The organism is Pelorhabdus sp. sgz311002 (assembly GCF_056134285.1).
Map to the genome: position 1 here is coordinate 296,289 of NZ_JBWBCL010000001.1, position 26,578 is coordinate 322,866.

General features: G+C 43.7%; 33 protein-coding genes and 1 riboswitch. Of the genes, 29 read left to right on the forward strand and 4 right to left on the reverse strand.

Translation table 11 applies throughout. The features are described 5' to 3' along the window. Positions 1-5 precede the first annotated feature (5 nt). The 10 genes from AC0NJP_RS01500 to ytaF all read left to right on the forward strand — a co-directional run bounded on the left by AC0NJP_RS01500 (position 6) and on the right by ytaF (position 6,960). Positions 6-515 carry a glycerol dehydratase reactivase beta/small subunit family protein gene (locus AC0NJP_RS01500; RefSeq protein WP_474698540.1) on the forward strand — a complete coding sequence of 170 codons (510 nt, stop codon included), beginning with the start codon at positions 6-8 and terminating at the stop codon, positions 513-515. Next, the gene (locus tag AC0NJP_RS01505) at positions 508-1,131 is read left to right on the forward strand and encodes a BMC domain-containing protein (RefSeq protein ID WP_474698541.1); all 624 of its coding nucleotides are present in this window, start codon (positions 508-510) and stop codon (positions 1,129-1,131) included. The genes AC0NJP_RS01500 and AC0NJP_RS01505 overlap by 8 nt, the downstream gene beginning before the upstream one ends. Further along, positions 1,131-1,418: a propanediol utilization microcompartment protein PduA gene (pduA, locus tag AC0NJP_RS01510; protein WP_474038244.1), complete on the forward strand. Its 288-nt coding sequence runs from the start codon at positions 1,131-1,133 to the stop codon at positions 1,416-1,418. The genes AC0NJP_RS01505 and pduA overlap by 1 nt, the downstream gene beginning before the upstream one ends. 51 nt (positions 1,419-1,469) lie before the next feature. Continuing rightward, on the forward strand, positions 1,470-2,093 hold the full coding sequence (locus AC0NJP_RS01515) for a phosphate propanoyltransferase (RefSeq protein WP_474698542.1): 624 nt from the start codon (positions 1,470-1,472) through the stop codon (positions 2,091-2,093). 20 nt (positions 2,094-2,113) lie between these two features. Next, the gene (locus AC0NJP_RS01520) at positions 2,114-2,914 is read left to right on the forward strand and encodes a flavoprotein (RefSeq protein ID WP_474038246.1); all 801 of its coding nucleotides are present in this window, start codon (positions 2,114-2,116) and stop codon (positions 2,912-2,914) included. 24 nt (positions 2,915-2,938) lie between these two features. Further along, positions 2,939-3,223, forward strand: coding sequence for a EutN/CcmL family microcompartment protein (locus AC0NJP_RS01525; RefSeq protein WP_474038247.1), 285 nt, complete (start codon positions 2,939-2,941; stop codon positions 3,221-3,223). Between the two features lie 5 nt (positions 3,224-3,228). After that, complete coding sequence (locus AC0NJP_RS01530; RefSeq protein ID WP_474698543.1) at positions 3,229-4,212, forward strand: cob(I)yrinic acid a,c-diamide adenosyltransferase; 984 nt, start codon at positions 3,229-3,231, stop codon at positions 4,210-4,212. 44 nt (positions 4,213-4,256) lie between these two features. Next, positions 4,257-5,699: an aldehyde dehydrogenase family protein gene (locus tag AC0NJP_RS01535; protein WP_474698544.1), complete on the forward strand. Its 1,443-nt coding sequence runs from the start codon at positions 4,257-4,259 to the stop codon at positions 5,697-5,699. 45 nt (positions 5,700-5,744) lie between these two features. After that, positions 5,745-6,290, forward strand: a complete 546-nt coding sequence (locus AC0NJP_RS01540; protein WP_474038250.1) for a BMC domain-containing protein — start codon at positions 5,745-5,747, stop codon at positions 6,288-6,290. A 70-nt stretch (positions 6,291-6,360) separates the two neighbouring features. Continuing rightward, entirely contained in the window at positions 6,361-6,960 is a 600-nt protein-coding gene (gene ytaF, locus AC0NJP_RS01545) for a sporulation membrane protein YtaF (RefSeq protein WP_474698545.1), read from the forward strand. Between the two features lie 84 nt (positions 6,961-7,044). On the opposite strand, the gene AC0NJP_RS01550 is transcribed toward ytaF, so the two are convergent. Further along, positions 7,045-7,773 (reverse strand): MIP/aquaporin family protein, encoded by a 729-nt coding sequence (locus AC0NJP_RS01550; RefSeq protein WP_474038252.1) that lies wholly within the window; start codon positions 7,771-7,773, stop codon positions 7,045-7,047. A gap of 397 nt (positions 7,774-8,170) precedes the next feature. Between AC0NJP_RS01550 and AC0NJP_RS01555 the strand changes: the two genes are divergently transcribed. From AC0NJP_RS01555 to AC0NJP_RS01575, 5 genes are all read left to right on the forward strand, one after another. Beyond that, positions 8,171-8,407, forward strand: a complete 237-nt coding sequence (locus tag AC0NJP_RS01555; RefSeq protein ID WP_474038253.1) for a hypothetical protein — start codon at positions 8,171-8,173, stop codon at positions 8,405-8,407. Positions 8,408-8,663: 256 nt separating this feature from the next. Beyond that, complete coding sequence (locus AC0NJP_RS01560) at positions 8,664-9,656, forward strand: beta-ketoacyl-ACP synthase III (protein ID WP_474698546.1); 993 nt, start codon at positions 8,664-8,666, stop codon at positions 9,654-9,656. Positions 9,657-9,670: 14 nt separating this feature from the next. After that, positions 9,671-10,204 (forward strand): 3'-5' exonuclease, encoded by a 534-nt coding sequence (locus AC0NJP_RS01565; RefSeq protein WP_474698547.1) that lies wholly within the window; start codon positions 9,671-9,673, stop codon positions 10,202-10,204. A 353-nt stretch (positions 10,205-10,557) separates the two neighbouring features. Beyond that, positions 10,558-12,312 carry a 2-oxoacid:acceptor oxidoreductase subunit alpha gene (locus AC0NJP_RS01570; protein WP_474698548.1) on the forward strand — a complete coding sequence of 585 codons (1,755 nt, stop codon included), beginning with the start codon at positions 10,558-10,560 and terminating at the stop codon, positions 12,310-12,312. Next, on the forward strand, positions 12,312-13,172 hold the full coding sequence (locus AC0NJP_RS01575) for a 2-oxoacid:ferredoxin oxidoreductase subunit beta (protein ID WP_474698549.1): 861 nt from the start codon (positions 12,312-12,314) through the stop codon (positions 13,170-13,172). Before AC0NJP_RS01570 ends, AC0NJP_RS01575 begins: the two co-directional genes overlap by 1 nt. 248 nt (positions 13,173-13,420) lie before the next feature. Here AC0NJP_RS01575 and AC0NJP_RS01580 read toward each other — a convergent pair whose 3' ends face one another. Then, complete coding sequence (locus AC0NJP_RS01580; RefSeq protein ID WP_474698550.1) at positions 13,421-13,564, reverse strand: hypothetical protein; 144 nt, start codon at positions 13,562-13,564, stop codon at positions 13,421-13,423. Between the two features lie 95 nt (positions 13,565-13,659). On the opposite strand from AC0NJP_RS01580, the gene AC0NJP_RS01585 reads away from it, so the two are divergent. From AC0NJP_RS01585 to mutY, 8 genes are all read left to right on the forward strand, one after another. Beyond that, complete coding sequence (locus tag AC0NJP_RS01585) at positions 13,660-14,112, forward strand: hypothetical protein (RefSeq protein WP_474698551.1); 453 nt, start codon at positions 13,660-13,662, stop codon at positions 14,110-14,112. A gap of 44 nt (positions 14,113-14,156) precedes the next feature. After that, a riboswitch (TPP riboswitch) is annotated at positions 14,157-14,258 on the forward strand. A gap of 71 nt (positions 14,259-14,329) precedes the next feature. Further along, positions 14,330-14,530 carry a sulfur carrier protein ThiS gene (thiS, locus tag AC0NJP_RS01590; protein ID WP_474698552.1) on the forward strand — a complete coding sequence of 67 codons (201 nt, stop codon included), beginning with the start codon at positions 14,330-14,332 and terminating at the stop codon, positions 14,528-14,530. Positions 14,531-14,532: 2 nt separating this feature from the next. Further along, a complete protein-coding gene (locus AC0NJP_RS01595) occupies positions 14,533-15,312 on the forward strand; it encodes a thiazole synthase (protein WP_474698553.1) in 780 nt (259 codons plus the stop codon). Next, positions 15,305-16,429 carry a 2-iminoacetate synthase ThiH gene (gene thiH, locus AC0NJP_RS01600; RefSeq protein ID WP_474698554.1) on the forward strand — a complete coding sequence of 375 codons (1,125 nt, stop codon included), beginning with the start codon at positions 15,305-15,307 and terminating at the stop codon, positions 16,427-16,429. Before AC0NJP_RS01595 ends, thiH begins: the two co-directional genes overlap by 8 nt. Before the next feature lie 12 nt (positions 16,430-16,441). Further along, positions 16,442-17,053, forward strand: a complete 612-nt coding sequence (gene thiF, locus AC0NJP_RS01605) for a sulfur carrier protein ThiS adenylyltransferase ThiF (protein WP_474698555.1) — start codon at positions 16,442-16,444, stop codon at positions 17,051-17,053. Between the two features lie 16 nt (positions 17,054-17,069). Beyond that, complete coding sequence (gene thiE, locus AC0NJP_RS01610) at positions 17,070-17,708, forward strand: thiamine phosphate synthase (protein WP_474698556.1); 639 nt, start codon at positions 17,070-17,072, stop codon at positions 17,706-17,708. Positions 17,709-17,731: 23 nt separating this feature from the next. Further along, positions 17,732-19,036, forward strand: a complete 1,305-nt coding sequence (gene thiC / locus AC0NJP_RS01615; RefSeq protein WP_474698557.1) for a phosphomethylpyrimidine synthase ThiC — start codon at positions 17,732-17,734, stop codon at positions 19,034-19,036. Positions 19,037-19,166: 130 nt separating this feature from the next. Beyond that, a complete protein-coding gene (mutY, locus tag AC0NJP_RS01620) occupies positions 19,167-20,234 on the forward strand; it encodes an A/G-specific adenine glycosylase (RefSeq protein WP_474698558.1) in 1,068 nt (355 codons plus the stop codon). A 28-nt stretch (positions 20,235-20,262) separates the two neighbouring features. Here mutY and AC0NJP_RS01625 read toward each other — a convergent pair whose 3' ends face one another. Beyond that, positions 20,263-20,502: a hypothetical protein gene (locus AC0NJP_RS01625; protein WP_474038268.1), complete on the reverse strand. Its 240-nt coding sequence runs from the start codon at positions 20,500-20,502 to the stop codon at positions 20,263-20,265. Positions 20,503-20,675: 173 nt separating this feature from the next. Here AC0NJP_RS01625 and AC0NJP_RS01630 point away from each other — a divergent pair, with 173 nt between their 5' ends. The 6 genes from AC0NJP_RS01630 (at position 20,676) to cooS (ending at position 25,517) form a co-directional block, all read left to right on the forward strand. Continuing rightward, entirely contained in the window at positions 20,676-21,263 is a 588-nt protein-coding gene (locus tag AC0NJP_RS01630; protein ID WP_474698559.1) for a CheB methylesterase domain-containing protein, read from the forward strand. 16 nt (positions 21,264-21,279) lie between these two features. Next, entirely contained in the window at positions 21,280-21,657 is a 378-nt protein-coding gene (locus tag AC0NJP_RS01635; RefSeq protein WP_474698560.1) for a response regulator, read from the forward strand. Continuing rightward, positions 21,650-22,129 (forward strand): chemotaxis protein CheX, encoded by a 480-nt coding sequence (locus AC0NJP_RS01640; protein ID WP_474698561.1) that lies wholly within the window; start codon positions 21,650-21,652, stop codon positions 22,127-22,129. Before AC0NJP_RS01635 ends, AC0NJP_RS01640 begins: the two co-directional genes overlap by 8 nt. Beyond that, a complete protein-coding gene (locus tag AC0NJP_RS01645; RefSeq protein ID WP_474038272.1) occupies positions 22,126-22,587 on the forward strand; it encodes a chemotaxis protein CheX in 462 nt (153 codons plus the stop codon). The genes AC0NJP_RS01640 and AC0NJP_RS01645 overlap by 4 nt, the downstream gene beginning before the upstream one ends. Positions 22,588-22,685: 98 nt before the next feature. Beyond that, positions 22,686-23,339, forward strand: coding sequence for a TerC family protein (locus tag AC0NJP_RS01650; RefSeq protein ID WP_474698562.1), 654 nt, complete (start codon positions 22,686-22,688; stop codon positions 23,337-23,339). 54 nt (positions 23,340-23,393) lie between these two features. After that, positions 23,394-25,517 carry an anaerobic carbon-monoxide dehydrogenase catalytic subunit gene (gene cooS, locus AC0NJP_RS01655; protein WP_474698563.1) on the forward strand — a complete coding sequence of 708 codons (2,124 nt, stop codon included), beginning with the start codon at positions 23,394-23,396 and terminating at the stop codon, positions 25,515-25,517. 54 nt (positions 25,518-25,571) lie between these two features. Here the strand turns inward: cooS and AC0NJP_RS01660 are convergent, their stop codons facing one another. Next, a complete protein-coding gene (locus AC0NJP_RS01660) occupies positions 25,572-26,507 on the reverse strand; it encodes a metal-dependent hydrolase (RefSeq protein ID WP_474698564.1) in 936 nt (311 codons plus the stop codon). Positions 26,508-26,578 lie beyond the last annotated feature (71 nt).

Sequence of the window (26,578 nt, forward strand, 5' to 3'; positions counted from 1 at the left end):
GGGACATGACAGCAAATCAAACTGCTAGTAAGCCTTGCATTGTTATTCAAATGCAGCCTCACGCTGGTTATGAAAGAAAATTGCGCGAACTGACTGCTGGAATGGAAGAAGAAGGAATTCCCTATCGCATGATTGAGACGACAACAACTGAAACGGTGGAAGAACTGGCTCATGAAGCTGCGACGCAGTCACAGCTTGGTGTTGGTGTTGGTATCACAACAGCGAAAATGTGCATTCACTATGTGAAACTTCCCATAGCAAAACCGCTGTTTGTTTCGGAAGAAACAGATAACCTAAGCGTTTGCCGCGCGCTTGGCTATAATGCTGCGCGGCTTGTTAAGGGAATTCCCTTTAAATCCCTAAAGGCCGTTAGCGAAGACGTCAATACTTCTTTGACCTTTGCTCAAAAGGAACAAGAGGACTCCATGGCCTTATATCAATTAGTATCTTCCATAGTCAGCCGGGTTTTGCAAGAATCGGCCCACGGCCATGGGGAGGTGTTGAAACGTGTCTAGGCAAGCATTAGGTTTGATTGAGACGGTAGGATTAGCTGCTGCTGTTACGGCAGCTGATGCAGCTGTGAAGGCGGCGAATGTAAAATTATTAGGTTACGAATTCGCCAAAGGCGGCGGTCTCACTACGGTAAAACTTTTTGGCGATGTTGGCGCTGTTACAGCCGCCGTTGCGGCAGGCAATGCGGCAGCGATAAAAGTAAATCGAGTATTTTCTTCTCATGTCATTCCGCGGCCACATCAGGAAATCGACGGCCTTTTGTTTACGAAAGATACGGTCGGTTGGCAAAAACAGGCCAGTGGCGCTAGTGAGGCCGATATAGTGGCGACAGAACAGAGAGAAGCTGTGGTCGAAGTTGCTGCGGTGGAAGTTGCTATAGTGTCTGATACTGTTTTGGGCGAGGAAGCTGTCGTAGCAGAGTCTAAGGAGTCTGTACAAACAGCCACAATGAATGAGACAACAAGTGAAGCAGACAGTCAGGCGGAAGTGAAAAAGACTGAAAAAAAACCGGAAGATCTTTGCAATCTCTGCTCTGATCCGGTTTGTGAACGCCGTAAAGGAGAACCGCGAGTGAACTGCATTCATTACGACGAACATAAGAATAGGGAGGAATCATAATGCGGGGAGAAGCTTTAGGAATGGTAGAAACAAAAGGCTTAGTCGGTGCAATTGAAGCGGCTGATGCTATGGTAAAAGCAGCAAATGTCATACTTGTTGGGTATGAAAAAATCGGTTCTGGCTTAGTTACTGTTATGGTGCGAGGTGACGTAGGAGCTGTAAAAGCAGCTACTGATAGTGGTGCCGCAGCAGCGGGAAAAGTCGGAGAACTTGTATCGGTTCATGTTATTCCTCGTCCGCACACGGATGTAGAAAAAATTCTACCAAAAATTGACGGACAAGAATAATCAGGCTTTTAGTCTACATGATTCGACAGGGAAACGGTGGGAGTGAGTAGTTTGGAAGAAACGATGATTCAAGCAATTGTAAAGCAAGTTCTATGTCGTTTAAAGGAGCCTGAAGGAATTCCTGTGGGCGTATCGAATCGTCACATCCACCTTTCTGCCGAACATATGGAAGTCTTATTTGGTTGCGGAAAAAGTCTGACTAAGAAGAAAGACTTGAGCCAGGTTGGGGAATTTGCCGCAGAAGAAACAGTGACTTTAGTAGGTCCTAAGGGAGCGATGACTGGCGTAAGAGTTCTTGGTCCCTTGCGAAAAACTACCCAGGTAGAGCTTTCGCTTACCGACAGTTTTAGTCTCGGTGTAAAAGTTCCCTTCCGCAATTCCGGTGATATTAAAGGTTCTGCCGGAATTGTGGTCGTTGGTCCCTGCGGTGCAATTACACTACAAGAAGGCGTTATTTGCGCAACCAGACATATCCATATGAGCGGCGACGATGCACGGCGGTTTGGCATCCAAGATGGTGAATTAAAAACCATTGCCTTTGATGGGGTTCGCGGCGGTACGATGACTCATGTTTTGATTCGCGTGCAAAATCACTTTAGGTTGGAACTTCATATTGATACAGATGAAGCAAATGCCTTCGGTTTGAAAAATGGTGATAAAGTTACTTTGCTGTAAAGTTAGGAGGTGCATCATAGGTGAATTATGATGTGCTTGTCGAACAGGTGGTTACAGAAGTTATGCGCCGCCTGCAAACTTTGCCGCAAGTTCCTCAGCCGCCCGAAAGGAAAGTTCGGGCTTTGGCTATTTTTACAGGCGGAACAATCGGCATGGAAGAAAGTTTTATTGAATTGACAAAGCTTCAAAAGCAAGGATTTTTCTTCACAGTCGTTCTTTCTCAAGCGGCGGAGCAAGTTATTGGCTTAGGACGGATTACGGCCCAGCTTGGTTCTAGTGTGAAAATTATAACGGCGGCTTCGCCTTATCCGGGCAAAGAACTGCGCGATGCTGACCTAGTTCTTGTCCCTGTGCTAACACAAAATACAGCAGCTAAAATTGCTCATACGCAAGCTGATACGTTATGTACGACTTTAATTATGCAAGCTTTGATGATGGGAAAACCTGTTGTTGCTGCGCAAAATGCTGCTGATCCAGGCGATTGGGGACGACGTGAACGCAATATGGGAAAAGCTTCGCCAGCCTTAATGGCAGCTCTTACCAAAAATCTAGAAACCATCGCGCAATTCGGCATTCATTTAACACCTGCTTTAGAGCTTGCTAAAGTATGCTTCGGCAGTTTATCAAAAGCAGTAAAAGTCGAAGCGGTAGTTGGCAGGAACCCGAAAAGCGGGACGAAACGTGCCGTTCTTGATGCTAAAATAGTTCAGGCGGCAGTCGCCCAAGGGCTTTCTAGTATTTCTGTTGTACCTGGAGCCCTTATAACCCCTCTGGCGCGTGATATGGCCCGAGACTATGGGATTACTTTTAGCCAAGAGTAAGCTTAAGCGATAGGAGCGATCGTTATGTGGTTAGGAAAAGTAGTAGGAACAGTCGTAGCAACGCCAAAGGATGAAAGTTTGACAGGCTGCAAACTTTTAATTGTACAGCCGCTTCGCCTTTGCTCCAATCAAGGTCTTAGCCCTGTTGTAGCTGTTGACACGATTGGTGCTGGAACAGGAGAGTCCGTTTTGGTTGTTACAGGCAGTTCAGCCAGACATGTGACGGGAAATCCGCAATCGGCTGTAGATGCGGCGATTATTGGAATTATTGATACAATCGAACTAAACCAATCGCTCATTGAGGAGTAAGTACAATGAAGGTATATACAAAAACAGGCGATCAGGGAGAAACAAGTTTATTTAGTCGTCAGCGCGTACCGAAGGATCATGTGCGGGTAGAGGCATATGGTACGATTGATGAGGCCAGTGCTGCTTTGGGGCTTGCCAGAGCTTTATCCAAACAGGACTGGGTTATTGAAGCGATCGTAAGGCTTCAAGAAGAGCTGATCTGGCTGAATGCCGATTTGGCAACAGAAACACTACAGAACGGTCAGTCTTACTACATTACTGAGCAGCATGTAGCGAAGTTGGAAGCTACCATTGACAAGCTGGAAGAACAGCGTATTCCACAAAAGTATTTTATTACGCCAGGGACTTCTGCTGTGAGCGCAGCGATTGATTTGGCAAGAAGCATGGTTAGACGAGCCGAGCGAGCTGTCGTGAAAGCACGACGGAGCGAAGAAATTCCGCCCAATGTTTCGCTCTATATTAACAGGTTATCTGATTTCTTATTTGTTTTAGCTCGCTGTGCAGAACAGGAAGAACTGATAACAACTGTTACTCAAGCAGTTATAAAAACACTGCAAGCAGCGCCGAACGTAAATACACCAACGGAAAGAAAGATGCCTATGTTAGAAAGAGCAAAAAAAATAGTAGCAGCCGCTGAACAAAAAGCGATCACATTAGGAATTCCTATGGTGATTGCTGTAGTAGATTGTGGTGGGAATCTTGTTTTGCAAGAGCGGATGGATGATTCTTTGTTAGCAAGTATTTCCTTGGCTCTTGATAAGGCTTATACAGCGCTTTCCTTAAAAATGCCAACTGATGAAGTGGCTAAAGCCGTTCAGCCGGGAATGCCAATTTATGGACTAGAAGGCAATTTGAATGGTAGATTTGTTGTATTTGGCGGCGGATTCCCCCTCATTGAGCAAGGCGTTGTTGTCGGAGCGATCGGCGTGAGCGGCGGAACGGTAGAGGAAGATATGGCAGTTGCTAAAGCTGGCCTTGCCGCATGGTAAGGGACTGACGAGAATATTTATGGAGACCGAATGGGGGTAACAACGTGAACATTGATCAGACACTCATTACAAAGATCACTGCTGAAGTATTGGCGCAGCTCCAACAGCCTGAAGCTGCCAAAGGTCATGGCGGTGATTATGGCGTGTACGAAACGGTAGACGAAGGTGTTGCCGCCGCACGGGAAGCTTATCTTAGTTTAAGAGCCCTATCGATTAGGGAACGGGAAAATCTAGTAAAAGCGATGCGAGAAGCGGCCTATAATAATGCGGAGCTTTTAGCAAAAATGGCGGTAGAAGAGTCTGGGATGGGCCGAGTGGCCGATAAGATTATAAAAAATCAAATGGGCGCATTAAATACGCCTGGAACAGAGGATTTGAGGACAGAAGCAAAGACGGGCGACCATGGACTGACCCTTTATGAAATGGGACCTTACGGCGTGATTGGTTCGATTACGCCGACAACGAATCCATCAGAAACTATTATTTGTAACGGAATTGGTATGATTGCTGCAGGAAATGCTGTTTTTTTCAGTCCCCATCCTACCGCACGTAACACTTCGCTTACGACAATTAAAATTTTAAATAAGGCGATTATCGCCGCTGGCGGACCGGCTAACTTACTTACGGCTGTAGCTAACCCGTCATTAGAAACGACAAATGCTATGATGAGTCATCCCGGCATTAATATGCTTGTAGCCACAGGCGGTCCTGGCGTAGTGAAAGCTGTGTTATCGTCAGGCAAAAAGGCGATTGGCGCCGGAGCTGGTAACCCGCCAGCTGTTGTTGATGCAACAGCTGATATTCCCAAAGCAGCAAAAGACATTATTGCGGGCTGCTCTTTTGATAATAATTTGCCTTGTATTGCCGAAAAAGAAGTGATTGCTGTGGGCTCCATTGCCGATCAACTCATTTCGTATATGCAAAAATATGGCGCTTATTTAATTACTGGTAAACAAATTGATGATCTTTTGGCAGTTGTTATGGTTGAAAAACCCGAGAAAATGGCTGAGGGTTGTACCGAAAAACCAAAAAGATCTTATGGGATCAATAAGGATTACGTTGGCAAGGACGCTAAATATTTGCTAAGCAAAATTGGTATTGAAGTACCTGACAGCGTTCGTGTGGTTTTGTGCGAAACCGCGGAAGATCATCCGTTTGTTGTAGAAGAACTTATGATGCCGATTTTACCTGTTGTGCAGGTGAAGGATATTGACGCAGCTATTGAACTTGCTGTGAAAGTCGAACATGGCAATCGTCATACGGCGATTATGCATTCCAAAAATGTCGATCATCTTACGCGATTAGCAAAAGCGATCGAAACAACGATCTTTGTAAAAAATGCTCCTTCCTATGCTGGTATCGGTGTAGGCGGTGAAGGTCACACGACTTTTACAATTGCTGGGCCAACTGGTGAAGGTCTTACTTCACCGCGTAGCTTTACTCGTCAGAGACGGTGCGTTCTTGTTGATGGATTTTCTATTGTATAAGTCGAGATTTATCTAGTAAAAATGTTGCACTAGGGAGTGAAAAAGATGAAACAAGCTATTGGCTTACTAGAATTTCGAAAAATTACCTGCGGTATTGCCGCTGCTGATTCGATGTGTAAAGCGGCGTCGATAGAGCTTCTTACGGCTCAAGCAATTTGTCCCGGCAAATATCTCGTCATGGTTACAGGCGATGTGGGAGCTGTGAAAAGTGCTGTGGCCGCGGGAACTTCTAGCAATACTAGTAAAGAGCTTGTGGCATCTTTTGTCATCCCTAATTTGCATGAAAGCGTAATTGCGGCGATAAAGCGTCAAAATCAGCCAGAGGCCCTGCAAGCGTTAGGCGTCATAGAGTGTGCTTCTGTAGCGTCAGCTATTGTGGCTGCTGATGCGTCAGCTAAGAGTGCGCCGATTCAATTGTTAGAAGTTCGTTTAGCTCGATTTATGGGAGGGAAAGCGGTGGTTTCTCTAACTGGCGAAGTATCAGCTGTTCAGATAGCCGTTGAAGCGGGCTGTCGCTCTATTGCTGACAAAGTAATTGATCATTTGGTTTTACCAGCGCCCCATAAAAAGCTAGGAACTCTTGTTTTTTGAAAAATACAGTCTGTAATAAAAGAGTAGGGAAGTTTTTCCTACTCTTTGTTTTCTTTTAGGAGGGGTTTTCTTGACCTGGATTCTGGCGCTATTTACAGCAATTACGGCGAATCTCGATAATTTAGGCGTAGGAATCGCCTATGGGGTTAGAAATATTAAAGTTTCCTGGCAGGCTAACCTAATCATTGCTTTTTTATCATTTGGCGCTACCTTTTTTGCTGAAAAAATTGGTGAGTTAATAAAGGCTCATATTGCTTTGTCTGTAGCGAATCTTTTCGGTGCTGCTTTAATTGTTTTTGTGGGAGTATGGGTGCTTATTGGCGCTTCTGGCATAAAAGAATCGAAAGATTTTAAGAAGAGTCGCTGGCCGCAGGCGATTATTGGCCGACCAGAGCAAGCCGATCATGATGAATCACACCATATTGATTGGCGCGAGGCTTTTGTGCTGGGGTTTGCCTTATCCATAAACACTTTGGCGATCGGGATTGACGTTAGTATGACCGATTTACCGAGTTTGTTAATGCCTCTTCTTGTCGGCCTTTGTAGTTTTATTACTTTATGGATTGGCGCTTATGTTGGTAAAAAATATGGGGCCGAATGGCTTGGGCAAAAAGCTACTTTGCTTTCCGGTTTTTTGCTTATTTGTCTTGGTTTACGGCAATTGTTTTAATCAAACAAATACAGAAAAAGAGACTGCGGCAAGTTCAAAGTACTAACTTGCAACAGTCTCTTTTTTATTATTTTCTAGAGTGGATTATAAAATACCAGTTGCTTTGCTAAGCATGAAAGCAAGAACTGCGCCGATCATTGGACCAGCAACAGGAACCCAGGAATAAGCCCAATCAGAGTCGCCTTTGCCGGCAATCGGGCAAATAGCATGAGCAATGCGTGGGCCAAGATCTCTGGCAGGATTTAAGGCATATCCAGTAGTGCCGCCGAGGCAGGAGCCGATGCCTAAGATCAAAAGGGAAACCATGAAGGGGCCGACAGCTGGTGGGATTGTCCCGACGTTTTTAGAGAATATAGCAAAGATCGGGAATATCAGCATAAGAGTTGCCAAGGCTTCGCACAATAAGTTTTGGGAATAATTGCGGATCGCTGGGGCTGTGCAGAAGACGCCTAATTTTGCACCAGTATCTTCTGTTATTTCCCAATGGCCGCGGAAGAAGATCCAAGTGAGGCAACCGCCGACAAAACCGCCAGCAAGTTGGACAAGCATAATTCCCATAGCTTCAGAGCCGGGATAAACGCCGTTTAAAGTTTTTGCTAAAGTTACTGCTGGATTTAGATCGGCTTGCGGTGCACCACAGGCAATGGCGACGAAAACGCCCATTAGAACGCCAATAGCCCAGCCAATAATTATGTTTATCCAGCCAGAACCTTCCGCTTTGGAGTTTTTCAGCAACGTATTTGCTACTACGCCGTTGCCGAAAAAAATCAAGACTGCCGTACCAAGAAATTCACCGAGAAATGGACTTGTCATGAATAAAACCTCCTTTAATATAATAAAATCAAATGATTCCAGTAAAGAAACAACAACCCTCCTTTCTTAAGATGAAGGTATTTTCGAAACTTACTGAAAATAGCACATGGTAAAAAATTAATTAAATTTTTTGTTAGTGCTTTTATTATATCATATTTGAGGAAACAAGAGAAAATGCCTGTAGTAAAAATTGCTCTTTTATATTGGATTATTGCTTTGAAAAAAGTAATAATCTTATTTTTAACTAGGCAAAAAAATTATAAACACTGGTTTATAGAGACATTTTGCGTTTCTATTGAAAAATAGGAAGAGAGCATAGCTGCCAAGTTGGTGGAACAGGCTGGACTATTTGTGGTATAATAGTACTAACTTTTATTTATGGAAAGGGAGGCCGAAAATGAGACGGGCAACCTTTATTCGTATCCTTACCGGAATTAAGCTTGTTTCAAATAATGTAAGCGTTGTAGAAAATTTTAATAATAAGGCGCTTGTAACGATTCGAGTACCAGAAATTATCGGTGAAACGCCGAAACAAATCCGTTCTTTTCAGAAGCTATTGGGTCGTGCTTCTTATTATAGCATTCGCTCTGAAGATAATGAGATTGTCGTAACTTTGTCTTTTGAATGGGCGTAACCACGACTCATTCGTCTTTTCGGTAGAACCATATTTTATTTTGTGGTTCTATTTTTATCTGATTTTTGATGGGGATTTTCTTGGTGGTTTTCAAAATAATGGAATTTTGTTGCCTGTTTACTAGACTTAATGATAAAATAATGCGTCAGCGCAGTTTTTAAGATAGGGATTAGGTCAGTTAATATAACAAATTCTACTCGACATAAGAAAGCGTTATTTGTAGACGCTAATGAAAAGATGAAGGAGAGATCAATCTATGGCCGAGAAAGCTGTTGGTATACTAGGAATTGGCTCATATGTGCCTGAGAAAGTAATGACAAATAAAGATTTAGAAAAAATTCTTGATACAGCAGATGAGTGGATTGTTGAGCGTACTGGAATTCGAGCGCGGCGGATTGCCGCTGAAGATCAAACTACTTCGGATTTAGCCTTTATTGCAGCGGAAAGGGCGTTAAAAGATGCCAATGTAAAGGCGGAAGAATTGGATTTGATTATAGTCGCAACAGTTACACCTGATATGGTATTCCCTTCTGTAGCGTGCTTACTGCAAGATCGGTTAAAGGCTTCAAAGGCGGCGGCTTTTGATTTGACTGCTGTATGTTCTGGCTTCCTTTATGGCATGGCTGTAGGTACTAACTTTATAAAAGCAGGAACATATGAAAAAGTTCTTGTAATCGGAGCCGAAACTTTGTCGAAAATTACTGACTGGACAGATCGTGGTACAGCAATTCTTTTTGGCGACGGTGCTGGCGCGGTAGTTTTAGGAGAAACCGAATCTGGCTATGGGATACTGGGAAGTCATCTTGGTGCAGACGGAGCTGGTGGTGATCTTTTAAAAGTACCTGCAGGAGGCTCTAAATCTCCTGCTTCCAGTGATACGATTGAAAAAAGGCTTCATTATATCAGCATGAATGGAAATGAAGTTTTTAAATTTGCTGTAAAAATTATGGGCGAGGCTGCTAATAAAGCACTGGAACAAGCTCACTTAACTGCCGATGATGTAACTTATTTAGTGCCGCATCAAGCTAACTATCGCATTATTCAGTCGGCGGCAAAACGGCTGAAATTACCGCTAGACCGTGTTGTCATAAATGTTGATAAATATGGAAATACCTCGGCCGCATCTGTACCAATTGCTCTTGATGAAGGCGTTAAGAGCGGCCTTATCAAAAAAGGCGATGTCATTGTTCTTGTAGGCTTTGGCGGTGGTTTGACCTGGGGCGCCAGTGTTATAAAATGGGATCATTGAGCATAGGAGGCGCTATGTGTCCAGAACGATTTACGGCCATTGATTTTGAAACAGCGAATCCTAGGCATTATAGCGCTTGTCAGCTTGGGATTGCCCTAGTAGAAAAAGGCGAGATTATTGAGGAAAAATCTTGGTTTATTCGACCGCCTACCCCGACGTTTACGTTTACTGATATTCATGGGATTACGTATAATCAGGTAAGAGATTCTTTGACCTTTCGCGAAATATGGGCAGAAGTGGTTCCTTACATTGAAGGACAAATTATTGCGGCCCATAATGCACGGTTTGACGAATCGGTTTTATTAGAATCTCTTGCTTATTATCGATTACCTGTGCCAGCATTTCAAGTGATTGATTCGCTCGATGTCGCCAGAAAAGCTTGGCCTCAGCTAAAAAATCATCAGCTTCATACTGTGGCTGCTCATTTGGCAGTAGAATTAAATCATCATGAAGCTTTAAGCGATGCCCGCGTTTGCGCTGCCATTATCGCCAAGGCTGCAGCAGAGCATATTATTGTGAAGTCTTCTTGTTTAAGACGCAGTGGATGAGAATGTATGAATTCTAAAAAGCGGAATTTAGCAGAAATATGGAGGAGATACGATGGTTTTTCGCCCAGTTGATCATCCGAATAATTCAAAGGCAAACTATATTTATGGGCTTATTGTCTTAGCTTTAATGATTTATTTAGGCTTTTATTCTTTGACCCAATCATAATGAAAAAATAAACCAGACTAGCCGGTAGGCTTTGTCTGGTTTATTTTTTTAGGCGTACGATAAAAATCCATTAAAAGATTTACATAAATAATAAACAATATTTTTTAGAAAATATAATTTAATTAGAAGGCTTGTTTATAAGTTTGGCGAATGTTTATTTATAATAAGAAATAAAGGGGGAACAGGAATGTCAAAAAAATCTTTTACTGCCATGTTTGGCGGACAAGCAGGGTACGGTGTAATGAGCGCTGGCTCTACCGTGGCCAAGGCGGCTAGCCGCTATGGTTTGTGGGCTATTGTAGTTAACGAGTATCCTTCCCTTATCAAAGGCGGTTTAAATGACTGCTTAGTACAGATTGGTTCTGTGCCTCAAGGCGCTTATGATGAAGAGCTGGATTTTCTCGGCGCTTTTTCACAGCCTGCTTGGGATCAAAATATAAACAAACTAAAACCTGGGGCTGTGGCCTTGTATGATGACGGTGCAGTCAAACCTGATTTAGTGAAATTGCCTGAAGGAGTTCAGGTTTTTCCTGTTAAGTTAGTTCAGTCGCTAGAAAGTGGCGATGAGAAAGTTATGGTCAATAGCGCGATGCTTGCTGCTTTTTGCGCTTTAACCGGATTTTCTAGTGAAGCAATTCTTCATGTTTTCGCTAGCGAGTTTACAAAAGCCGATGTGCTAGAAAAAAACATGTCGCTGTTTCATAAGGTTTTTACTGCCGTGCAAGATGAATATAAAGTTAGCAAGCAATTTCCTTTTGCTTTTGAAAAAACTGATCGCAAGAAAATGCTGATTAATGGCAATGACGCGATTTCGCTCGGTGCTTTGGCGGCAGGTGTAACTTTTGCTGCAGGCTATCCAATGACGCCTGGCTCCAGTGTGCTTACTTATCTAGCAGACCACGGGGCTGCCTACGGTTTAGTTTTCAAGCAAGCTGAAGATGAAATTGCGGCAATGAATATGCTCATTGGTGCTGGTTTCGGCGGTGTAAGAGCAATCGGCGCCACGAGCGGCGGCGGTTTTGCTCTGATGGTAGAAGCGCTAGGGTTTGCGGCGCAAGCAGAAATCCCTGTTGTAATGGTACTGGCCCAACGAGGTGGCCCAAGTACTGGTTTGCCTACGCGGACAGCGCAGGCTGATTTGAATTTCGTCTACTATTCCTCGCAAGGAGAGTTTCCTCGCTTGATTGTAGCGCCAGGTGATGTAGAGGAGTGTTTCTATGAAACATTTCGGGTTTTCAATTTAGCTGAAAAATATCAAATGCCTGCCATTATTCTGACTGACAAATATTTGGCGGATTCCAGCTGGGTTCAGGACTTTTTTGATCAAAGCGGCCTTGCAATTGAAAGATGTTTCGCTGATGAGGATTACTTGGCGAGCCATCAACCTTATTTACGATATAGTTTAACGGAAAACGGCGTATCGCCGCGGTCTTTTCCCGGTCAGAAGGGTGGTCGTCATATAGCCACAAGTTATACTCATGGCGCTGACGGATTTTATAGCTCGGGAAACCGGGAATATGCGGCAGAAGAACCAAGCATTACGGAAAAAGGTACGGATAAGCTATTTAATAAGGTTGAAGATTTGCTTAAGGAAATTCCTTCTGTCAAACTGCACGGTCCTGAGATGGCCGATTTGACGGTGATTGGTTGGGGGTCTTCTAAAGGCGCGATTTTAGCAGCGATGGATGAAGTAGCGCAACAAGGCGTTTCTGTGAATTATCTACAAGTTTTGTATCCTTCGCCTTTTCCCACAGCGGCCGTTGAGGCTGTTTTACAAAAGGCGAAAAAAACATTGTTGATTGAAGGCAACAAAACAGGACAGCTTGGCTTGCTCTTGGGTTCTTATACCGGAATAAAACCAGATTTTACTTATTTTAAATATGATTCTAGACCATTTAGTGTTAAAGCTATCGCCGATAAAATCAAGGAGGTGCTAGTATAATGGATCAATATACTTTACCTTATGTTCCTACATGGTGCCCAGGCTGTGGTAATTTTGGTATTCATGCCGCTCTGAAAAAAGCCTTTCAACTGCTTGAATTAGATCCGGAACAGACGGCTCTCGTTACAGGAATCGGTTGTTCCAGCAAAATAAGTCAGTATGTGAATACATACCGTATTGAAACGCTTCACGGTCGTTCGCTGCCTGTGGCTACAGGATTGAAGTTAGCTAATCATAAGCTGACTGTAATTGCCGAAGGTGGCGAAGGCGACGGCATGGGCCTTGGAATGGGGCATTTTATCCACACAGCACGGCGAAATTTAGATATTTCCTATTTTATTCATAACAACCAGATATATGGCTTGACTAAAGGACAGGCCTCGCCTACTAGTGATCTAGGGGCGATAACGAAATTCACACCGCCGCCGCTAGGTAATTTAGAAAAGCCTGTAAACATTGTTCAACTTGCTTTGCAAGCTGGCGCGACTTTTGTCGCTAGATCCTATTCAGCTGATCTGGCGCATTTGAGCGAAACGATGGCTATGGCAATTCAGCATAAAGGTTTTGCTGTTGTCGATATTCTGCAACCTTGCGTATCATTTAATCATGTTAATACGTATCAATGGTATCAAGAGAGAATCTACAAAGTGGATACCTTGTCCGATTATGATGAAACTGATTTTGCTAAGGCTAGCGCCATTGCCGGGCAATGGGGTGATAAAATTCCGCTTGGCGTTATCTATCAAACTGATAGAATGACATTAGAGGAATCCTTGCCCGCTTTGGCGCAGGGAACGCTTATCGACAGAAACTTGAGTCAGCCGAATTCGGTGCTTTCGTTAATGGAAGAGATGGCGTAAGTCCCTTTTAGTAGAAGTAATTCCACCAGTAGGGATGGTAATTCCACCACCAGCGGCGACATGTATGAAAGTATTGATAAGGGTAGGCGCAGCCTTTACCCCAAAAATAGTTTTTCTGGCATTTGGGGCATTTCAGTCGCATAGTTTCACCACCATAGCTTTTTTGTAGCTTATGCGTTTTTGAGTCGTTTTGTCTCAAACCAATAAAAAGAACAGTCAGGCTGTTTAGTTGAGCCTGACTGTTCTTTTTAAGTTGGCAGAGAGTTTTTACAGGGGAACTTTTTCTGTTCTTTGGCAGTCTCAGTATCTGTTTTTGCTGATTTTTGCACTGACGCTCCTGCCGGACGCGATTTTTTTTGCGGCTCAGAATTGGCCATATCTTTAAAAGTCATTGCCTATCCTTCTTTCCTATTGTTTTTCTTACTATAGCCTAAACTTACAAGAGTTATACGAAGAATAAAAAAAACGTAAGCGGGTATGGTAAGAAGTGAAGCAGAAGATTGAGGTGAAGAAAGTGCGGGGAAAAATTTTTAGCAGTATATTAGTAGGGCTCATTTCAGGCCTACTTATCGCAGTTGGCAGCTTTCTGTGGCTTGACCGTCATTATATTCAACAGCGAGCTGTTATGACACTTGTACAAACAAGCATGGATAATCCAGCCATACAAGATCTGTTGGCGGCGCAGGTTTTGCGCTATCTGAAATCGCCCGAGGGAAGCCAGGAAATGTTGGAGTATTTAAAGCGACCGGAGGTTGCTAAGGTTTTGGCAGAGCATTTAGAAAGTCCGGAAGTAAGGCCGCAGCTTGTGCAACTTTTTAACCAGCCTGATGTTCGTCGGGCTTTTATCGCTTCTTTGGCAAAAGAGCCTGAGTTTAAAATTTTACAGGCCCTTAGCGAATTTGCCGAAGATACAAATCAGGGACAGGGAAGCAGCCAATAGTTCTTTACAAAGCGATAAGGCTGTACTATAATACAGATAAATTAATAGTTCGCTAGGGGAGCCGGTTGGCGGCTGAGAGAAAGATTTTTCGACCCTTTGAACCTGATCTGGTTAATACCAGCGTAGGGAAGCACGCACTTAGCTTGGTTTAAGCTCGCGCCTATGTTGGATCGCGAGCTTTTTTATTTGCGATTTTTTAGCAAGTGAGGTGAGGCGAATGCAAATCCGTTTGAATGGAGCTGAGGTTGTTTTTGCAGCAGAAGTTTCACTAGAAGAGTTATTATCGCAGCAAAAAATCAATTTGGACACAGTCATAGTGGAATTAAATCAAATAATTATAAAGCGCGACGAATTGGCTCAAACAATTGTTAAAGATCAAGATACGATTGAAGTGTTGCGCTTTGTCGGAGGCGGTTAATTATGCAACAGCAGGAAGATTTTTTTGAACTTGGCGGGAGAAAGCTCTCTAGTCGCTTATTTATTGGCTCAGGGAAATATAGTGATGATAGGTTGATCCCGGCTATTGCCGAGGCATCTGGCGCCGAAGTGATTACAGTGGCACTCAGGCGTATCGATTTTCAAGCAAAACAAGATAATATTTTAGAAAATATACCAGATCATATGCAATTACTGCCCAATACATCAGGCGCTAGAACAGCAGAAGAAGCGATTCGTCTGGCTCGTTTAGCGAAAGCGTCCGGCTGTGGGAATTGGATTAAGATTGAAGTTATTTCTGACAGTAAGTATTTGTTGCCTGACGGCTATGAAACTGTAAAAGCTGCCGAGGTTTTAGCGAAAGAAGGTTTTATCGTTTTGCCTTATATCAGCCCCGATTTAATGGTAGCAAAAGCGTTAGTAAATGCCGGAGCTGCTGCTATTATGCCGTTAGGCGCGCCGATTGGCACCAATCGCGGCTTGAAAACGAAAGAATTAATTCGAATTCTCATTGAGGAGATTTCACTCCCGATTATCGTTGATGCAGGGATTGGAGCGCCGTCTCATGCCGTGGAAGCTATGGAAATGGGCGCGTCAGCTTGTTTGCTGAATACGGCGATTGCCAGTTCTCCCAATCCATTCTTAATGGCAAAAGCTTTTGGTCAGGCGGTAGCCGCCGGACGACAGGCATTTTTAGCTGGGTTAGGCGTAGATCAGACTCTAGCGCGAGCATCGTCGCCGCTCACAGGGTTTTTACATGAATAAGGGGAGCGTCTTTGACGCCCTGCAAGAGTATGATTCCTTTGATTTTCCGGCCTTTTTTGCCGCTGTGTCGGAGCAGGATGTAGCGCAGGTATTGCGCAAGGATCATCTCTCCTTAGCCGATTATATGAAGCTGTTAGCGCCAGCTGCTGAGGCTTTTTTAGAGCCTATGGCGCAGAAGGCTAAGGATCTTACAGCACGCCACTTCGGCAGAACGATTCTATTGTTTACGCCAATTTACGTATCTGATGTTTGCAGCAATCAATGCCGCTACTGTGGCTTTAGCGCTTTAAATACGGAGCTCAAACGCAATCATTTAACCTTAGAAGAAGTAGAGCTTGAAGCGCAGGCTGTAGCAAAAACCGGATTAAAACATATTGTTTTTTTAACGGGAGATGCACCGCAGATTGCTTCAGTGAACTATATGGAAGAATGTACTAAAATCTTTCGAAAATATTTTTCCTCTATTTCCATTGAGGTTTATTCCTTGACCAAAGCAGAATATGAACAGCTTGTCCAAGCGGGCGTTGATAATATGACCATGTTTCAGGAGACTTATAATGCGGCGCTTTATGATACACTGCATCTGAAAGGACCGAAAAAAGATTACCGCTTTCGCCTTGATGCGCCGGAACGGGCCTGTCAAAGCGGCATGGCGTCGGTTTCGATCGGGGCCTTGCTTGGACTCGATCAATGGCGGCAGGAGTGTTTTAAAACAGGGCTTCATGCAATGTATTTGCAGACGAAGTATCCAGCGGTAGATGTGAGTATTTCGGTTCCCCGCATGCGGCCTCATACGGGTGAATTTCAGCCACCTGTCGCTGTGACCGATAAAAATTTGGTCCAATATATTTTGGCCTATCGATTATTTATGCCTTACTCTGGTATTACGATGTCATCGCGTGAAACTCCAGTTATGCGTGATCATATGATGGGAATCGGTGTAACAAAAATGTCGGCAGGGGCTTGCACTGTTGTCGGCGGACATATAGCGCATCAGAAAAATGCTGGTCAGTTCGACACGTCGGATGAACGGGGTGTATCTGCCATGAAAGACGCTATTTTACGGCAAGGTTGTCAACCAGTTATGAAGGATTGGCAGCCCCTTTGGAGCAGGTAAAGGAGGTCTCTTGTGAACGCTTTCGAAACGTCTTTGGCGAGCATGATTGGCTGTGAGGCTTTGGCTAAGATTCAAAGTTTTAAAATTGGTATAGCCGGAGCTGGCGGGCTTGGTTCGAACTGCGCCGTTCATTTAGTGCGCAGTGGTTTTATCGACTTTACGATTGCTGATTTTGATGTGCTTGAGCCAAGCAACTTAAACCGTCAATACTACTTTTCCCGGCAGATTGGTTCTTTAAAGGTTGCGATGCTGCGGGAAAATTTGACGGCCATTAATCCGGCGGTGCAAATTCATACGGTAGATCAAAAATTGGATACTGATGATTTTAGCAGGGTTTTTGCGGATTGCCAGGTGGTCATTGAAGCCTTTGATAAGGCCGAATATAAGAAGAAAATTATTGAAGCGTTGCTTTCTTCCGATAAACTGCTTGTAGGGGCTTCCGGACTTGCTGGAATGGGCGACAGTGATGCAATTACGATTCACCAGATAAAAGAACGCTTCTTTTTAATTGGTGATTTAGTGACAGGTGTAGGGGACGATCAGCCGCCTTTAGCGCCGCGTGTGGCAGTGGCGGCGGCTAAACAGGCTGATGTAGTTTTGCGATACGCCTTAGGCATGATTTAGGGAAAGGAGTGTTCTTATGAAAAAGCAAGATTGTTTGGGAACAGACTTATATGGATTGACTGGTGAAGTTTATTCCCAAGGCCGTAGTAACATAGATATTGTCACAGCCATGTTACAAGCAGGCATTCAAATTATTCAGTATCGGGAAAAAGAGAAAAAGCAGCGCTATAAGTATGAAGAATGTCGCCAGATTCGCGCTCTTACGCAAGAATATAACGCGACCTTTATTGTAAATGACGATATTGAAATTGCCAAACTTGTGAAAGCTGACGGGGTACATATTGGACAAGAAGATCTACCAATTGAATTGGTCCGTCAAATTGTGGGACCTGATATGATAATCGGTCTTTCTACCCATTCGCCACAGCAAGCGCAAGATGCCGTCAAACGGGGCGCTGACTATATTGGCGTTGGTCCCATTTTTGCTACTAAAACGAAAAAAGATGTGTGCAGTCCAGTTGGTTTTGATTATCTTGATTATGTCGTAAAAGAGATTGATCTTCCTTTTGTCGCAATCGGCGGTATTAAAGCTGATAATATTAATCAAGTTGCGGCTCATGGGGCAAAGTGTATTGCCTTGGTAACCGAGATTGTCGGCGCTGACGATATTGCCGCCAAAGTTATTGAGATTCGAAGAAATATGAAGCAAGCTTAAATAACAATAGAAGGAGTGTTACTATGACTTATAGTACGCAAATGGATGCAGCGAGACAAGGAATTATTACCGAACAAATGAAAGTTGTCGCACAAAAAGAAGGCATGGATGTTGAAAAGTTGCGAGGTCTTATTGCGACAGGCAAAGTAGTTATCCCTGCTAATAAGAATCATAAAAGCCTCAGCCCGGAAGGCATCGGTGAAGGACTTAGGACAAAAATTAATGTAAATTTAGGGGTATCAAAAGATTGTTGCGACTTAGATAGCGAAATGGAAAAAGTTAAAAAAGCCGTTGAATTAAAAGCGGAAGCCATCATGGATTTGAGCTGTTACGGCAAGACGCAGGAGTTCCGTCGCCGTGTGCTTGACTATTCGCCGGCTATGATCGGAACTGTGCCGATGTATGATGCTGTTGGCATGCATGATGCAGACCTAAAGGATATGACAGCTGACCAGCTCTTTGAAGTCGTGGAACGCCATGCAGCCGATGGAGTAGATTTTATGACGATTCATTGCGGTTTAAACCGTGCGACAGCCGAACGAGTCAAACGCAATCGTCGCTTAACTAATATTGTGTCCCGCGGCGGTTCGCTGCTGTTTGCCTGGATGGAATTGAATCAGGCGGAAAATCCTTTTTATGAGCAGTATGATCGCGTACTTGATATTTGCGCCCGCTATGATGTGACAATTAGTTTAGGCGATGCTTGCCGCCCTGGTTCGATTCATGATTCAACTGATGCAGCTCAAATTGCTGAGCTGATGACTTTAGGAGAGCTTACTAAGCGTGCTTGGGAGAAAAATGTACAGGTTATGATTGAAGGACCCGGTCATATGGCTCTCAATGAGATTGCGGCGAATATGGTCTTAGAAAAACGTCTCTGTCATGGCGCTCCTTTTTATGTGTTGGGACCACTAGTAACTGATGTAGCTCCTGGCTATGATCATATTACTAGCGCTATTGGCGGTGCTATTGCTGCAGCTAATGGCGCCGATTTCCTCTGTTATGTGACGCCAGCGGAACATTTACGGTTGCCTAATTTAGAAGATATGAAAGAAGGTATTATCGCTTCGCGAATTGCTGCTCATGCGGCTGATATTGCCAAAGGCATTCCTGGAGCTAGAGATTGGGATAATAAAATGAGCAAAGCAAGAGCCGATGTGGATTGGAAGACTATGTTTAATTTAGCCATTGATCCCGAGAAAGCCAGACGCTATCGTCAGGAATCGGCGCCAGAAGAAGAAGAAACTTGTACGATGTGTGGTAAGATGTGCGCTATGCGCAATATGAATAAGATTTTAAACGGTGAAGAGGTGACTGTAAAAGACTAACTTTTGCCTAATAAATCTTTATTAAGGAATATTTATATAAGATAAAAAAGACTTGTCTTTACGAGACGAGTCTTTTTTACTATAATAAACTGTATTGAATTTTTTATTAAAAGAGATAAGGGGGAAGATCATGGAGCTAGCCAAAGCTTTATTAACTTGGTACAAAGCGGAAAAGCGAGATCTTCCTTGGCGGCGAGATCAAGATCCTTATAAAATATGGGTATCTGAAATTATGTTGCAGCAGACGCGGGTGGAGGCGGTTATTCCTTATTTTGAGCGTTTTTTATCCCGATTTCCGACTATTGAGAGTTTGGCCGCTGCGCCAGAAGAAGAAGTTCTGCAATACTGGCAAGGCCTTGGCTACTACAGTCGGGCGCGTAATCTTCATAAAGGCGTACAGGAAGTAGCTGCTGCTTACGGCGGGGAAATTCCGGTTTGTCCAACTGAAATCAAAAAACTGGCTGGTGTTGGCGACTATACAGCCGGTGCGATTGCCAGCATTGCCTTTCAAGTGGATTGTCCTGCTGTGGATGGCAATGTTATGCGCGTATTCAGCCGTCTTTTTGCTGTTGCGGAAGATATTAGTACAACAGCAGTAAAACGAAAAATTACTAAACTTGTTTACGATCAATTACCTCAAGGCGAAGCTGGCGACTTTAACCAGGCACTGATGGATTTAGGGGCTGCTGTGTGTATACCAGGTAACCCGCGGTGCCAGCTTTGTCCGCTAACTGTATATTGTGAGGCTTTTAAGCTTGAGAGGACAAAAGAACTGCCCATAAAGCGGCCCAAAAAGCAGCCGCGTTCTGTCTATGTTACAGCGTCAGTGATTGTTTATAAAGAAAAATATTTAGTAATACAACGGCCTAAGCGGGGACTTTTAGCGGGTATGTGGCAGTTTCCGGCGCAAGAGCTAGAAAGGCCGCAAGTTCTTGCGGAGAATGCTTCTTTTTGGGAGACGCAGGGAATTCAATTTGAAACAGGAGAGTTTCTTTGTGCGCTGACTCACACCTTTTCCCATATTCGCTGGTACCTGGAAGTGTATTGTTATAGCGCCAAAGTGATTCCCAAGGAGCTTGCCGCCAATTCTCCTGTTAAGCGTTGGTTGACTTGTTCTGAATTTAAAGATATTACTTGGGCAGGACCCTATGGTAAAATCGCGGCTATGATACTAGACAGAAATAGCCCCACTGCCTAGGGCAGCGGGGCTATTTACAGCTATAAAGTTATTTGGCTTTCGCCGGATCTTTTTTCTCTTTTCCAGCCTGACGACGCGAAAGTTCTTTTGTTACCATACGATAAGCCCCCCAGAAACAGAGGGGAACTAGAATAACTTTTACTGCCAAGTCAAGGGTTTCGTTTGATGGGTAAAAAAACATAACTGTTAAGCTGTAAATTGTAGAATAGACCAAATAGCTGAAATGCCATAAAACAAAACCAAGTGCAAGTGTATAAATGTATTTCAATGTGACAGCCTCCTTGTAACATCAAGTCTAATTATACTTGATACCTTGTTCGTTGAGCAAGTCACTTCCTAAAGAAATAGAGTGATTATTTTAGCAAGTGCTGCTTCAGGGCAGGAAATTAGTAGGATCCTGTCGAAACATTTTTATAATTTAAAGAAAACTGAGGTGAGCCTGTGGCATTTGATTTTATTTTAATTGCTGCATCTACAGGCGGACCAGCGGCTCTCAATGAAGTCTGTTCAGGACTTCCTGACAGGATCTCTTGTCCTGTCTTAATTGTGCAGCATATGCCGCCTGACTTTACAAGACTTTTAGCAGGTTCTTTAAGTAAAGTATGCAAACTGCCGATTGAGGAAGCAACAAACGGTCAAACGGTTTTGCCAGGTCATATTCTTGTAGCGCCTGGCGGCTGGCACATGACTGTAAAAAATGAGCGAGGCCGTAAGACGGTAGAGCTTTTGAATACTCCCTTAGTTAAGGGAGTACGTCCGGCTGCAGATGTGTTATTTGATTCGATAGCTCGGTCTTTTCCTAGACAGAAAATACTTACTGTAATTTTGACAGGCATGGGAAATGATGGCTTAGACGGCGTTCGTCGGATGAAAGAAGCCTGTAATTGCTATTGCTTGGCCCAAAGCGAGGAAAGCTCTGTTATTTATGGCATGCCCCGCAGTGTTGTTGATGCGGGCTTGGCTGACGAAGTGATTCACTTAAAAGATATGGCTAAGAGAATTCATCAGCTTGTTCCATTTCAAAAATAGCGAAGGAGACGAATTCATGAAGTTGCGTGTGCTAATTTGTGACGATTCACCAATGATTCACTATGTGTTATCTAATCTTTTGGCAAAACTAGATTATGAAGTCTGTGGTATTGCTCATGATGGGCAAGAGGCTATAGAACAGTGTGCAAAAGCACTTCCTGATGTTATTTTACTTGATATTACGATGCCCGTGATGAATGGGCTTGAAGCGGCGCAACAAATTCTTCAAACTCACGAAGGCATAAAAATTATCATTGTCAGTGCCATGGCTGATATAGAGATTCAAGATCAGGCCAAGGCCCTTGGCATTTATGCTTATCTGAAAAAGCCAATTGATGATGAACAACTTGCTGCTCTATTAGAAGCTGTTGAAAAGGAGAAAGCCCATGGATAAACGATTGACGGATCCTTTTTCCGCTAGTCTGGTTCGTATGGTTTTTGCTATGACGAAGCTACAGTGCACTTCTTTTGGTGCAACAAGTTATTCGGTCAAGCCTATCACTTCGTTTGGCGTGGCTTCCTTAATTCATTTGACTGGCAAGATCTGCGGACGAATTATGCTTGACGTCGAAGCGGAAGTAGCGCTTGCTTTGACAGAAAAAATTACGGGAACGCGCTATACATCCGCTCGGGAAGAAGCCGTTTTGCTTACTTTAGCGGAAATTAATAATATTGTTACAGGTGATGCCGTGACCACTCTTAATAATGAGTTTTCATTAGCGCTTCGTTCTTCACCGCCTATTGTTTTCGCTGGCGAGAATGCAGCGATTGCTTTGCCTAAAATCGAAACGGCTACCATGCTTTTTACAAGTTTGCCGGGGAATTTGCAATTGAGTGTTGCTTTTAGGGGAGGGCTTACTTCGTGAAAAGCGAGCAAATCAATCCTTTTTTGCAGGCTTTAGTTACTGTACTAGGTCAGTTTGGCCTCCAGCCTGTAAATAAAGGTGCTATGCAGTTGAAATCAGGTTTAACTATTGATAAAGAAGTAACGACTGTGTTGGGTTTAGTCGGGGAATTGCAGGGGAATGTGGCCTATTCTTTGGCAAAATCAACTGCGTTGCAACTTGCTTCAACCATGATGATGGGCATGCCTGTCGCAGAACTTGATGAAATGGCCCAAAGCGCTATTTCTGAGTTTTCGAATATGGTTACAGGGACAGCGGCAAGCTATTTTTCTGAACAGGGCGTAAAACTTGATATTTCACCGCCTTCGTTAATTATGGGGGACAACTTATTAATGTCGGTGAGTTCGGCTACAACTGTTGCGATTACGATGCAGACGCCTGTAGGCGACATTGAAGTCAATATTGCTTTTGTTGCGTAAAAAAAGTTTTTTTGCAAATTACTAGTTATAAGACGAATGAACAACCATCTCATAAAGAGATGGTTGTTTGCTTTTATCTAATAAACGCGGAGGGCGCCATGGAGACTGTTAGAATTCTTGCCAGCATTATTTTTATTAATTTGCTGCTTAGCGGTGACAATGCATTGGTCATTGCTTTGGCGAGCCGTAGTTTACCGCACCAAAAACAAAAAAAAGCAATTTTTTGGGGGAGTATTGGCGCGGTAGTGTTACGCGTTCTGTTAACTTTTGGCGTTGTATTTATCCTTTCTGTTCCCTATCTTCAGCTGATTGCCAGTCTGTTATTACTCTCCATTGCCATAAAGCTGTTACAAGGGGAAAGCGAGTCAAAAGAGCGAATTGCCGCCGTTTCTTCTTTGGCAGAAGCGATTAAAATGATTATTACAGCCGATTTTATTATGAGCCTTGATAATGTAATTGCGATTGCCGCCGTAGCTAAAGGCAATCTGGTCTATCTGTTTCTGGGGCTTGCTCTTAGTATTCCAATTATTATGTTTGGCAGCCGTCTTGTTCAGCAAGCTTTAAGCAAATGGCCTGTGTTGATTTGGCTTGGTTCTATTTTTCTTGGCTGGACTGCTGGTGATATGGCGGGAGCGGACAAGCAAACGAGATTTTTGTTAAGCAGTTGGCCAGCTCTATTAGAGTTATTGCCGTTACTTTTTGCTTGTTTTGTTTTGGCGGCAGGTCTATGGTTGAAAAGAAAACGTGCATAGGACGGCCTGTTCCAGGCAAAATAAAAGCAATGTCAAAATAGCTTGGAGGCATCTATGGAGAAAGAAAAAACTCTGATTCATTCAACCGATGAAGTGAGTCACGGCCCGATGGAATCACTGTCAGGCGCAGGCGAGGCCAGTGGCACAAATTCGCCGGATGATCATTTTGATATTCATAAAAATCAACGTAAATACTATGAAATTACGCCATCGCCTGACCCCGATGAAGTTTTTTCCTGGCAGCGAGAGCATATTGCGCGAGGCGATCAAGGGCAAGAGAATTATCCGCTAAATATTATTATTGATCCGGCGATGCGAGAAATGTATCAGCACGTTCATGCGCAGGGACTTACCAATGTGTTTGATCGTTACAGTCAACAAGAAAAAATTCGCTGTAATTTCTGTAAACAAGGGTTGTCATGCCAACTATGCGCTCAAGGGCCTTGCCGGATCAGTCCTAAAGTACCGCGAGGAACTTGCGGCGTTGACGCACATACGATGGTGGCGCGAAATTTTGTATATCGCCATGTAACAATTGGAACCGCTGCTAATATATTTCATGCTGGTCAAGCCGCGAGAACATTGAAAGCGGCCGCTACTTCGCCGGAAAGCGGTTTGAAAATTCGTGAACCGGAAAAATTATTTTTTTATGCACGAGAAGCGGGATTAGGCGCTTTTTCCCAAGTGAATGAAGCAGCCATTGCTTTTGCCGATTTTTGTTTAGCTGATATCGGAAGGCCCTATTGGGAGGAATCGCTGTTAACGAAAGTATTTGCGCCTGTGAAACGGCGTACTCTTTGGTCTAATTTGGGGATTTTCCCTGGCGGTGGCAATAGTGAAGTTGCGTTGGCTCAGACGAAATGCATGACGAATTTGAATGCGGATCCCGTTGATTTTTTGCTTACGGCGGTTCGCCTCGGCATAGCCAATGAATATCAAGGTCTCTTTGCGCTTGATATTTTACAGGAAATTCTTATGGGAACACAAAAAATTACCACACAGGAACAGAATATGGGACTTCTTGACAAAGAAAAAGTCAATATTATAACAAATGGTCATATGCCGCTCTTAGCACAAGTTCTTATTGCGAAAGCCTCGGAAGAAACTTGGCAGAAAAAAGCCCAGGAGATGGGCGCCGCAGGAATTCAAGTTTTAGGTCATGTCTGTGAAGGACAACAATTACTAAATTATCGCGGCATGCAAGAATTGAAAGCCTATCGGGGGCAAGAAGGCGAATGGTTGAGTGAAGAATATCTGCTTGCTACAGGCTGCGTCGATCTTTTCATGTTTGACTATAACTGTACTGTGCCAACTTTGCCTCTCTATGGCAAACGGTTTGGTACAAAGTTGATTAGTACACACGAGGTGATTCGGCTACCTGGGGTAGAAACGCTCGCCTTTGTTCCAGAAAAGATGGAACAACAAGCTGAGACGATTTTGCAAAAAGCCTTAGAAGCTTATCAGGAAAGAAAGAAACAAAATCGGCCTGTTTATATACCAAACTATACGACGAAATGCATGGTCGGTTTTAGTACCGAATCGGTCAAAGAAGCTCTTGGCGGTACGTGGGAGCCGTTGCTTGAAGCAATTAAGGCGGGAAAAATCCGCGGTGTTGCGACGATCGTTGGTTGTACTACAGCAGCCTATGGTCAGGGCGGTAGCAATATCTTCCGCATAGCAAAAGGGTTAATTGCCAAAGATGTTTTGATTTTGTCAGGCGGCTGCACGTCGTCGGTCATGGAGTATACGGGGTTGACGCGGCCAGAAGCTGCGGTAGAATGTGGGCCAGGCCTAAAGGAAATTTGCCAAGCACTTGGCATTCCACCAGTTCTTTCTTACGGCGCTTGTGTTGATATTGGCAAGATGACGCAAACAGGCAAGGAACTAGCAGAAGCTCTTGGTGTGGATACGAAGGATTTGCCCTTAGTAATTGGCGCGCCGGAATATTTAGAGCAAAAAGCTGTAGCTGATGCTTGCACGGCCATTGCTTTGGGTTGGCTGGTACATGTGGCTCCTGTCCCTTCCGTAACAGGCAGTGATGTAGTCGTCAAAACACTTACAGAAACGACAGAAACTCTAGGATTAGGAAAACTCATGATTGAAACTTCCGCCGATAAAGCCGTAGAAATTTATCTGGATTATATCGAAGGAAAACGGCGAGCCTTAGGCCTCTCATAAGATGTAAGAATACCAAAAAAGCTGTCTCAGTATATTCTGAGGCAGCTTTAAAATTTATGGCGCTATAAGAATTTTTTGTTTGTAGGTAAATAGATAGGTCGTTTCTAGTTGCTTGTTTTGATTAAAGTGCATGAACCCCCAGTGAATAAATCCTGTTGGCGAAGTATAGCGCAAGTCAGAAATAGTGATACAGAAACTTGCCCCGGTTTTTGTGACAGAATAGTAGGGATAAGGTGTGAAAAACTGGAAGAATTGGTCTAGGCGCGTGCCTGTTCTCAAAGCTAGTAGAGCATTTTCCTCACTCATCGGTAATACTTTATTTTCGGTAAGAATCCCTGATAAAGTAGCGTAATTTCCCAGATGAATCTTTTGTTCGCTTTGCAAAATATAATCCCAGCACAAGCCATGATTTAGGCTCGGCATAATATAAATGTGTCGGGCTGCTTGATTTTTATAGTGCTGTTGTAGCTTACCTTTGACAACATAGCGAAGTTGGTATTGGAGCAGAACATAGGCAGCAGCAAAACAGAGCGATTCAATACCTTGGTTTACTGAGGCTGGGGCAAGTAAAAAAGGGAGGATAATAAGGCAAAGCAGTATAGGATCAAATACTTTGAGCAACGGCTCAGATAAACGTTGCTTTTGCCATGGCCAAGCCACACTGGCGCCATGCGTATTAAAATAATCAAATATTATATGGCTGAAGCAGCCGCAAGCGGCCCACATAAACGACGCAGTAAAAGCATGGCCGTAAAGATATAATACGAGTCCAATGAGCAGCGACCAAACCAAAAGACCAGGAAAACTGTGAGATAATGAGCGGTGAGTTTTTAAGTAAGCCCAAGGACCTCTTAAGTGACTCACAATATCTAGATCAGGCGCCTCAGCGCCAAGTAGCGCAGCGAGATATACAGGATCATGCAAAGAAAAGGGATGCCCCGACAAACTGGCTACGGCAAGTCCTAAAGCAAGATGCGTTAGAGTATCCAAGAGAATTCCGCTCCTTTCCCGCTATAAATGCACGAAAAGTTTATAGACAAGGCTAAATTATAGCGGGAAAG